Genomic DNA, 9,892 nt, shown 5'->3' on the forward strand with positions numbered 1-9,892 from the left:
TTTTTTGTTAGTATTATTTTACCAGGATTTGTTGGTCTCGTCATCCATCCGCCCACTCCTCAAAGCTATGCTTTGAGATTGTGAACAGATGGAATCCTCACCTCACACGCCTTTCATCCCACACTATACCGCCTCGGTATAGTGTGGGGATTCCCGTCTGTCTAGCTAAAATTTCGAGATCTTAATTATCGTGTCTAACTCTTCGATTACCATCACCGTTAAATTTTTTGCAGCCTTTAGTGAAGCCTACAGTGTTTCTGAACAAACATGGGAATTTCCAATGCTTACCCCAGTCTCTCAAGTGCTCGATCGCGCGATCGCCCAATATCCCCAATTAGAATCCTGGCGCGATCGTACCCGCTTCGGGATTAATCTGGAATTCGTCTCCCCTGACACCATCCTCCAAAACGGGGACGAAGTTGTACTGATTCCCCCTGTCAGTGGTGGGTAGGGGATGGGGCATCGGGCATCGCGCATCGGGCAACCCCCCCTGCCCCCCAAGGGCAGCGCTGTTTCATTCTCCGAAAAATAGGGATGAGGTAGGGGTTGTGCCAAAAATGCCTACCCCCTCACAGACGATTTTATGCACATTTGGGGCTCTCGGAGGGCTGGCTTTGGCACGGCCACCAAAAATTAAACAGCCCTGCCCAAGGGGGGGTTGCCCAATGCTCAATTACAAATACAGACAACTTATCTTGACAATTATTCCACAGCTAGAGCATTCTTGGCTAGTATAGAGTATGTTGCAGGGAATTGAGCCTGATGAATGTTTTTATCAAAAAATTGGGTTGAAAACCCCGTCCTTAAGGACGGCTTTAATTCTTTGGTAGATTTTACCGAGCCTGTTAGAATGGAATAGTAAAACAAAGGACAAAGAATGAAAGCAAGATTCCAATACAGATTCTATCCTACCACTCAACAACGCCAAAGTTTAGCGCAGTTGTTTGGTTGCGTGAGAGTTGTTTGGAATGATGCCTTAACTCAAAGCAAGTCAGGCAACTATCCCGGCTACAATACTCTATCCAAATCTCTAACTCTATCTAAAAAGACAGAAGAGAGAGCCTGGTTAAACGATGTATCATCCGTGCCATTACAGCAATCCCTCAAACAATTAGATGTTGCTTACAAAAACTATTTTGACTCTCTAAAAGGGAAAAGGAAAGGCAAAAAAGTCGGTCAACCCAGGTTCAAAAAAAAGACTAACAGTCAATCTGCAACTTTTGTCAAATCGGGTTTTTCTATCAAAGGTGAGTCCGTCTATCTGGCAAAAATCGGAAATGTTAGTCCTATCTGGTCGAGACAACTGCCATCAAACCCTAGCTGTGTCACAGCAATCAAAGACTGCGCCAACCGTTATTTCCTGAGCTTTGTTGTAGAGATTAATTCCGATATTGTCGAAGCTAAAAACCACAGCATCGGCATCGATCTGGGCCTTAAAACCTTTGCAGTGATGAGTGATGGAAGAGCGGCTAAAAGTCCAAGCTACAAACAGTTAGACCGAAAAATTCGCAGACTGCAACGCAAGTTGGCAAGGCAGCCCAAAGACTCAAAGCGCCGCAACAAAACTCGCATTCAGATTGCGAAACTGTACAATCAAATTGGGGATACTCGTAAAGACTTTCTGCACAAACTATCGACCAAAGTTGTTAGTGAGAATCAAACTATTATTTTGGAAGATTTGAATGTGTCGGGTCTGGTCAAAAATCGGAAACTTGCCAGGGCGATTAGCCAACAGGGATGGTACGAGTTTAGGACTTTATGCGAGCGTCAGTCTGAAAAGTATGGCAGAGAGTTTAGGGTAATTAGTCGCTGGGAACCAACAAGTCAAATCTGTTCAAATTGCGGTTTTAGATGGGGAAAATTGGATTTAAAAATCCGCTCGGTTCAATGCTTGAATTGTGGCATCGAACACGATCGCGATGAGAATGCAGCGAAGAATATAAACAAAGTCGGGATAGGGCATTGCCACGACTCTAAATGGACACAGAGAGAAGGTAAGACCACTTGTGGCACATCTCCGTGAAGTGTCAAGAATCCCAATGAAATTCGCCTGTTCTATTTTCCCGAAGACAGTCGATTAAAAGCTTTACTTTTAGGGCTTAAAAATATGAGTAATGATTTACTCATATTCCCTAGCGACAAGGGTCAATTTATTTGTAAAAAGATGGTGAATCAAGCTTGGCGCGATTTTAGTCAGACAAAGACTTTGTCTAATGGAGAGGAAAAAACATATTTTTATCCTGGTGTGGTTTCGGAATTAGTTCGGGAAGACCAAATCTCCGGTTATCTTTCCCTCTACCACACTAGGCACACGTACATCACCCTTACCGCTCACGCTAACGCTAGTAACACCAATGCCTTACTGCATATTGCTAGCGCTTGCGGTAATAGCGTAGATGTCATTCTCAGGCACTATCTAGGAATCACTGAATCAACCGAGTTAGTCCAAGTATAATTTACCCCCCCTTATTTATGGGGGTAAAACAATAACCCCCTAGGTTAATTTCTAGGGGGTTTTTTAGTGGCTATCTCACATGACCAATCTCTTTGATGCAGTTGCGTTAATTAGATTTAATTAACTTGATTTTCTTGCTTAAATTCTGCGGTCGCTCCAAGCTCAAATTCGGGGAGAATGGACGCAGTTAATGGTTCTGATGCTATCTCGTCAAATGTAGTCCATCCTCCTGGTTTAGGTTGTAACCGACAGGATACGGATTCTATCAGTTGATTGTGCTTATCAACAACTAAATTAAAGCGCTCGATTTGTATTTCCTCAAACTCAATACTTTCTTTACTGAGTTTCTCAAGACAATCATAAATCTTGCTTAGTTCGCTATTAACAAAACCCACAAATTTATTGAACTCTGTAATGGTTACAAAATTCATTTTTTCTTGAATTCTGTCGATATTGTCGGGTTGCTGTTGTGTCATGATTCTTTCTGGTAGGTAAATAAGGGAAAGTCGTAGTTTAAAGTCATTGCGGACTTTCTGATATTTATCCCCTTATTTATGGGGGTAAAGTAACTAGACAACTAATCGCAAAAGCCACGTAGAGAGTAACAGTGCCTTAGTTTTGGTTAGACGCAATTCATCAAAAATTAAGTCTTTGAATTGTATCTCCCCCTTGTCCAATTCATTAGCCAGCCAGTAAAAAAAAGTACCGTATTCGGCAATAGAGTGCTTCGATTCTATGAAATCTCGTACCAAACTAGCTTTGGAGTCAGCAGTTTCACTCGCATCTAGCGTCAAAATATATTCCAAATCAGAAGTATTATCCATCACAAAATGACTCCATTCTTTTAATCATTGTTGTTTTTCCCGGTATAAACGTATCCCAGTTGCTTATCTTTTCTTCCGGGAGCAAATCCTAATTTTTTCAGAATTTGTTGAATCTGAGCAAGCTTAGGACGTTCAATTAACCCATTTTGAACTGATACCTCAATTGCATCTTTTAAGTCTTTAGGGTTGAGATGAAGCCTGTGCTTTACAGATAATTCCTCCCAGTCTTTCTTTTTCAGCCCTAAAGTTGTTTCTAGTGCGTCTAAGATTACTGTTTCCAACAAGGTTGTCTTTGAACGCAAAGCATTCACAAGCCAACTGGAAGTATCTGTAATCGCGTCATCTAGACTTGCCCACACGCCAACTACTACACCCGTCACCAAGGTATTGCGTAAGAGACTCCAATATTCCTTGCTGTGTGCAGGTTTTGGAGTTTTTGCGTAAACCTTGTACAAATCTTTGTACGCTTCCCAGTTATCCACTGATTCCCAAAAGTTTTTAATCGCATTAGTCATGGGAGACCAAATAATCTCCTCTGGGTCAAGTGCTTGATTTAACTCAGTCGATTTTTTAGTTCGGATTGTGACAGTTCGCCGACTCAACTCAGTTGAATTTCTCTCCCATATTGTTGTGTAAACTTTTCCACAAAAAGTCTTAAACTCTATATTTTCCCCTTTCCCGTTAGAGATAAAGGTAAGGTCCGTTGCACGATTGTAGCCATTCAGAAAAGAACTCAGATATTCTTCTTTCTTGAAACTATACTAGACAGGGAGTCGTTAACATACAAAACAACTTGACCGTTAGTAATTTAATTCCATTGCTAGCTGCTGCGATTTTGGGGTTTTCAGTAAACCCCACACACCGAATTTGTTTAACCCCTTTGACACCCTCATCTGACATAAACAGCAATTTAACGCAAGGATAACCACGTAGTAGGGGCTTGCTACCTTTACCGCTAACACCTTCATTCGCACTCTTTTGACGCATTATGGACATAATTCCATCAATTAAATCACTGGTAGTGCCTGATAGCAGGTAGCTATCTTGTGGTTTATCTTTGTCGGGCCAGTATTCAATAGTTTTAGCACCACTAATTGAAGTAGACGGCGTAATGTCGGTGTACTTAGGTTTTGTCCACAGTGCTGTTTTGTAATTTGTGTCTTTGTCACGCTTGCCATTGACAAAACCCATTTTAAATTCATCCCACCACGCTTCAAAGTCTATCCCATTGCTGCGGATAAGCTCGCGCTGTGCAAACAATAGAGACGGTTCTTCTGGTGGCAGGAGTAACACTTCCGGCGTTATTTTGGATTTCTTGGGAGTCGTCATGGTCGTTATTTGTAGTCTGTAAATTGATTATAAAACATTTTTCAAACCATATAGGTTTGAGAATAAATTAAATAGATAAAAATAATAAAAATTGTAATTTCGTGAGATAGAATATTAAAAACATTCCAATTGAGGTTGTATGACTAGATTAGCGTTTATGGTTGGCTATAAAAGCCAAGACCCTAGTGAGGAACCCCCAGATGCGCCTAAAGAAAATTTATTGGGCTACTTTACTTGTACAGACAGAGTCGCGAAATTTTTGAAAATTGAAACTTTGTTTGCTAAAGCTGTAGAACGAGACAGAAAGGGATACACAAAGTCAATTATTAAGGCGGACGGGACGACGGCTGATAAAGTGGTTAATGCGGGCAAAATTATGAGCCTGCCTTCTACTAAATCACGTTCCAGAGCTGTTGTTTTAAGGACTGGTGCTAAAGCTAAAAAAACAAAGAGGACTATTACAGTTACATTTCCAAGTAACATGACCGTTGCGCAAATTGGAGAAGCCTTGGCAGAATATATTCCCGATACAGTAATTCAGCGCACAACTGGTAACCCGTCTGCTACAGAAATTTACGCTCAGTATTCAATCAAAGGAGGTCGCACCTACCCTATTCCACTCAAGGCTGCTGCTGAGGCTTCACCAGAAGTTGACGCTCCTGCTACTGATGCCGAACAAGCTACAGTAGCTGCTAGACCAAGATAATTTAAGCTTGTTATGACTTTTGTGTTTAACCAAAATTCATGGAATCAGGTTTGGACTTTATTGGAAATACCACCTGACGAAAATAAATATACTAGGGTGGTATGCCCAATATTGTTATCCTCACGCGCTATCGCTGTAATGTTTTCAATACCGGGTGCTACTCTTGACTACTGGCGATGGGGTGGATATATCAGTAGGGAGGTGCAATCTGGTTTGATAGTAGGTGGCTCTGTTGATGCCAAAATCGATTCATCTAGAAAGGTATACGTCAACAGATTACAAATATTAACTTTTGAAACTGTTGTCAATTAAAAGGAAATTTATGAGCGCTACAACTTTTGGGGTTACTTTAGAATCCTCAGCACTGGCATTTTCTACAGAAGGAATTGTACCCGATAAATGGATTCAAGAAACTGCGGGTGCGGTTTGGGCTGGAATTAAAAGCGGTGTTTCGACTGCAATCAATCTTGCTAAAAATATGTTCAACGGTGGCAAGGAATTGTTCGGTGCAATCGCCCGTGGTGACTGGAAACTTTTTGGAGACTGGTTTCGAGATGACCCTAAAAGTGCGATTGCTGGTGGACTTGCGGTAGGAGTGGTTGGTTGGTTTATTGGCAGTGCAACCGGAATTACAGCAGTAGTTTCTGGCGGTATAGCATCTATGTGGGCGACACTAGGTTCTGTCAAAATAGGTGGATTTGCTGTAGGTGCGATGCTTCCAACCTTGCAACAAGCAATTTTAGGAACCACAAATACTGTGATGAATTTAGATTGGGCACAATCGGATAACGCGATTTTGGCAGAATTAAACAGCTCTTATTTAACCTTTCTCAATCAGTTTGGGGAATCTCTGGGTAGGACTTTGGTAGTAATGGCGTTCGGGGGTGCTAAAACTAACCCTAGGTTAACTTTAAATATCACGGCTGCTGCTGCGCTATCAATTACAAAAGAGATTCAGGATGATGATGATATTTCCGATGAATTGGTTGAAGCAATGTCGGAACTTGCGAATGTTTTTATTCGTTATGCGCGTAACTTAGCTGCGAAATTAGGGTATTTAGAGTTGCGTAAATTTGCCAGAAACAACGTGAGAACTGGTATCCCTGCAATTGACAATAAAATCAAAAACTGGGGACTGCAAGAAAGAGAAAGCTTTGTAATCTCACAAAAAATTGACGACAAAATAGAAAAGATTACAGAAGAAAATCCACCCCTAGGGAACTTATTGGAAGGCTTGAAAGAAGGCGCTTCGGATGCCTTTAACGATTGTATAACGATGATTTAAGGTAAGATGAAGAAAATCGTAAACAGAAACTAAAATGGTACTACAATCAAAAACTTTTTCAGTACAATTGCTTCCAAATTACGTAGCAGAAACAATCATCGAAGTTATCCACTTTAGGAATTTGACAGTTCAAAGTGACGACCTCGTAGCTATTTATTTAGACCAAGCAACTGGTTTTGTAGACTTAAATAGTCTGAACCTCGGCAAAGTTCCTGACTTAACCGGAGATGAAACCGATATCGAAAAATCCCTAGCCCTGACAAAAGCAGAGTCTAACTCTAATAAAATTGGATTAAGATTTTTAACCCGTAAGAACAACACCGGAAACTGGACTGAAATAGCCGAGTTTATTCTAATCAACTACGGGAGAAAGGATTATCCAGACTTCCGTGGTCGTCTCGGCTATCCCTCTCGATTACTAGAGCTTAATGATGCTATTGGCGTACAGTTGGTGGACTACGACGGTGATGGTTTGTTGTGGGATAAAGATTTAATTAGCCTTTCGTTTGGTTGCACAATTGACGTGTCAAAAAAAAATGATTTGACCGAATTATCCGCACGAATTGCCTCGTTAGAATTGGCTTTAGAAGGTAAATTAACCAACCAACCTACCAACTAATACTTTGCTTGGGCGAAACAGTGCAAATAACGGTGTTGTCGAGGTATTTTCACAGACTCAGTTTGTCGAACAAGTAGATTTAGCTACTGTCTTTACACAGCACAAAAATGGTGATGAGCACGGCAATTACCTAACTAATGCCCGCGCTGATGCTCGTTATGCCACGCTGACTGGAATCCAAACAATTAGTGGTGCTAAAACTTTTAGCAATTCTAATACTAAATTTGGTGCAGGAGGTGAAATATTATCTACGGTGAGTTCTCAGTTAGGTTTTTATTCTGGATACAGTTGGAATGGCAACGCACTTTTGTCAAATAGTCCTTCATCAGGTTTTGTCGGAATTAATTTTTACCAGCCGGGAATCGCTTTCTGTTACGATTCTGGGTTAGTTACTGGTACTAATGGCATCGCAATCGCAACAAAACTTTTAGTTGGTAGTTCCAACGTCCAAATACCTATCTCAGTTCCTTCTATCTCCCCTACTACAGGGGCTTTCGTGGTTGTTGGAGGGATGGGTATAGGGGGTAATTTGAATGTTGGCGGCTTTACTAGCTTAGGTGACAACGTAGCGATTAAAGTTAAGCGACTAACAGGTATAAGCGCTTCAACACAAGGTAGTCTTGTAAGCGTAGCGCACGGATTAAGTGGAGATAAAATTCAGGGTTTTGTTGTCAAACTTGCCTACGTTAATTTTCAAGGTATTGCTAGCGATTTCGACTCTGGGGCATCAGGAATGTCTTATGACTGTCTTCACGACGCTGTTAATTTTGTTCTTTACAATCATCCTACAAATTCAGCAAATATACTTGCTAAACCTTTTTCAATCCTTGTTTTTTATGTCGCCTAGCAATTTACCCCCTTATTTACCCCCATAAAATACAAATGCCACCATTATCAAGACAACCTAGAAACACTGGTAACGTAAATCTTAATTTAACCTACGAAAGAACTTTAGGAAATCTAGGGGGAATTCGTGCAGAAGGAAGTGCAGAAATAGGTTTAGAAGGTGTTTTGAGCCTAAAAGGAAATCGACTATCTGGCGGTGTTGATTTTACTGAAAGAACTGCAAATCTAAATACCGGAATCGGAGTCGGAAAAAAACTAAGTGGTTCTCTGTCGAAACAATTCTAGGCAAGATGCTCAAACCGAGCAAGATTCCAATCACAAAATGGGTTTTTAAGTCTGATTCTAAATCGATAGTTCGCTTATTAAGGGATGAATAAATTGGCTAAGTCAACAACAAGTAAATCGATAATCAAGCGGGAATTTAACAGGAAAAGAGAGCAACTAATCAGGGAGAAAGAACTTGACATCGCCCTCGAAAAACGTCATCAAGGATTAGACGATTTTAGCAAGGGTGATATGAAACCTTTTGTTAAATCAGTCAAAACTAAGCTTAAAAAAGCTAGGAAAAACAACCTAATCAAATAGCTTGACACCTATTGTCGAGTCCGACTAGGATATAATTGTGGAATTCACAGAGACATAACAAATGAGCAAACTTTTATTGATTGCACTGGTTCAAATTATCGAAGCTCAAAATAAGACATTACAGCTTATTCTGGATGACCAAGGACTGGGGGATGAGTACGACTTAGATGATATAGACTTTGAAGCGTTGAGACAGCAATTGAGCGGTATTACTGCCTTGCCGGACACCTTGGGTTGAATCAACCAAATCAGTAGGCACTGGGTGGGTAAGAAATTCAAAAATTTGACAGAGACATCCTTGGGTAGGGGGTGTCTCTTTTTTTGTATAGTATATTGGTTGATAGATTTACCCCCTTATTTATGGGGGTAGTCCAAGCGCGTCAGTCCAAATAGCCATTCACCGACCAAAAGCGTACTAGATTTTAGCTAGAATTCTCCAGTCCACAAGTAAGCAGACTTAACGGCTGTAATGACAAAAATACGTTAACTAACTAGAATAGGTCTAGAATCTAAGGGTATAATGGCTAAAAGTATTGATTTTAGGTGATACTACCCGTTTCTGAGAAATAGAGAGGGAATAGGGGTGTTGACCTTGAGCTCGATCGCCGACAAAAATAGTATAAGTTCCCCGATCGCCATAACCGGAAAATTCTACCGTCCCCGCAGCAGCATTGGCCGGTAGGACGCAGAAACGCCCCCTGGGCCCTTGAATCATCAAACTCGGAGCTCCAGCGGTTTGTACTGCAATCCGCCAGTGAGGTAAATCTTGGGTGACTTCGATGACGTGGTTTGGCCCTGGGGCGACAAAACCGCAATCGCCACTATTGTTCGGGCCGCCGGAAACTCCAGACATAGTTAGCGGTTCGGGAAATCCCGGAGCAATTTGTAGCGGTTGGCTCCTAACAGTGCCGGCAGCAGCTAAAATCATTGCCAAGGTTAAAGTGGCGATCGACCTTAACCTCGGTCTGGCGCGATCGCACGGATAGTGTATCTTCATATTTATCCTTATTGATCCCAACACAATAGCGGAAGTTTCCACTTCTTTGAGGGTAGAGGACGATCGGTGATTCCGAACACGCTCTTGTGACTGTTATCAATGTGACCGTACTAGAATGACAAAGGTACAGTTAAAGTAACTCCCCAATTTTTTTTATGAATTATCAAAATAATTTCAACTGGCAGCAAGCATTCGGAGAACTAAAAGCTAGACTAGATCGATCGCCGCTAATCAAAATTAATTTAG

14 protein-coding genes are annotated in these 9,892 nt (G+C 41.2%); 9 read left to right on the plus strand and 5 right to left on the minus strand.

Annotated elements, in window-relative coordinates:
- Positions 1-190: 190 nt before the first annotated feature.
- From AAFP11_RS28585 to AAFP11_RS28595, 3 genes are all read left to right on the plus strand, one after another.
- Positions 191-451, plus strand: coding sequence for a MoaD/ThiS family protein (locus AAFP11_RS28585; protein WP_341740067.1), 261 nt, complete (start codon positions 191-193; stop codon positions 449-451).
- Positions 452-877: 426 nt separating this feature from the next.
- Positions 878-2,023: a transposase gene (locus AAFP11_RS28590; protein ID WP_341740068.1), complete on the plus strand. Its 1,146-nt coding sequence runs from the start codon at positions 878-880 to the stop codon at positions 2,021-2,023.
- 84 nt (positions 2,024-2,107) lie between these two features.
- Positions 2,108-2,455: a hypothetical protein gene (locus tag AAFP11_RS28595; protein WP_341740069.1), complete on the plus strand. Its 348-nt coding sequence runs from the start codon at positions 2,108-2,110 to the stop codon at positions 2,453-2,455.
- A 116-nt stretch (positions 2,456-2,571) separates the two neighbouring features.
- Here AAFP11_RS28595 and AAFP11_RS28600 read toward each other — a convergent pair whose 3' ends face one another.
- From AAFP11_RS28600 to AAFP11_RS28615, 4 genes are all read right to left on the minus strand, one after another.
- Entirely contained in the window at positions 2,572-2,931 is a 360-nt protein-coding gene (locus AAFP11_RS28600) for a hypothetical protein (RefSeq protein WP_341740070.1), read from the minus strand.
- Positions 2,932-3,024: 93 nt separating this feature from the next.
- Entirely contained in the window at positions 3,025-3,279 is a 255-nt protein-coding gene (locus AAFP11_RS28605; protein WP_341740071.1) for a hypothetical protein, read from the minus strand.
- A gap of 20 nt (positions 3,280-3,299) precedes the next feature.
- On the minus strand, positions 3,300-3,794 hold the full coding sequence (locus AAFP11_RS28610) for a hypothetical protein (protein WP_341740072.1): 495 nt from the start codon (positions 3,792-3,794) through the stop codon (positions 3,300-3,302).
- Between the two features lie 241 nt (positions 3,795-4,035).
- Positions 4,036-4,608, minus strand: coding sequence for a hypothetical protein (locus AAFP11_RS28615; RefSeq protein ID WP_341740073.1), 573 nt, complete (start codon positions 4,606-4,608; stop codon positions 4,036-4,038).
- A 139-nt stretch (positions 4,609-4,747) separates the two neighbouring features.
- On the opposite strand from AAFP11_RS28615, the gene AAFP11_RS28620 reads away from it, so the two are divergent.
- The 6 genes from AAFP11_RS28620 (at position 4,748) to AAFP11_RS28645 (ending at position 8,887) form a co-directional block, all read left to right on the plus strand.
- On the plus strand, positions 4,748-5,314 hold the full coding sequence (locus AAFP11_RS28620; RefSeq protein ID WP_341740074.1) for a hypothetical protein: 567 nt from the start codon (positions 4,748-4,750) through the stop codon (positions 5,312-5,314).
- A gap of 322 nt (positions 5,315-5,636) precedes the next feature.
- Complete coding sequence (locus tag AAFP11_RS28625) at positions 5,637-6,599, plus strand: hypothetical protein (RefSeq protein ID WP_341740075.1); 963 nt, start codon at positions 5,637-5,639, stop codon at positions 6,597-6,599.
- Between the two features lie 34 nt (positions 6,600-6,633).
- Complete coding sequence (locus tag AAFP11_RS28630; protein ID WP_341740076.1) at positions 6,634-7,218, plus strand: hypothetical protein; 585 nt, start codon at positions 6,634-6,636, stop codon at positions 7,216-7,218.
- Positions 7,219-7,222: 4 nt separating this feature from the next.
- Positions 7,223-8,065, plus strand: coding sequence for a hypothetical protein (locus AAFP11_RS28635; protein WP_341740077.1), 843 nt, complete (start codon positions 7,223-7,225; stop codon positions 8,063-8,065).
- A 35-nt stretch (positions 8,066-8,100) separates the two neighbouring features.
- Positions 8,101-8,349 (plus strand): hypothetical protein, encoded by a 249-nt coding sequence (locus AAFP11_RS28640; RefSeq protein WP_341740078.1) that lies wholly within the window; start codon positions 8,101-8,103, stop codon positions 8,347-8,349.
- Positions 8,350-8,710: 361 nt separating this feature from the next.
- Positions 8,711-8,887: a hypothetical protein gene (locus tag AAFP11_RS28645; protein WP_341740079.1), complete on the plus strand. Its 177-nt coding sequence runs from the start codon at positions 8,711-8,713 to the stop codon at positions 8,885-8,887.
- Between the two features lie 264 nt (positions 8,888-9,151).
- Here the strand turns inward: AAFP11_RS28645 and AAFP11_RS28650 are convergent, their stop codons facing one another.
- A complete protein-coding gene (locus tag AAFP11_RS28650; protein WP_341740080.1) occupies positions 9,152-9,646 on the minus strand; it encodes a hypothetical protein in 495 nt (164 codons plus the stop codon).
- Positions 9,647-9,892 lie beyond the last annotated feature (246 nt).

The organism is Microcoleus sp. CAWBG640 (genome assembly GCF_020883015.1).
GTDB classification, from domain to species: Bacteria; Cyanobacteriota; Cyanobacteriia; order Cyanobacteriales; family Microcoleaceae; genus Microcoleus; species Microcoleus anatoxicus.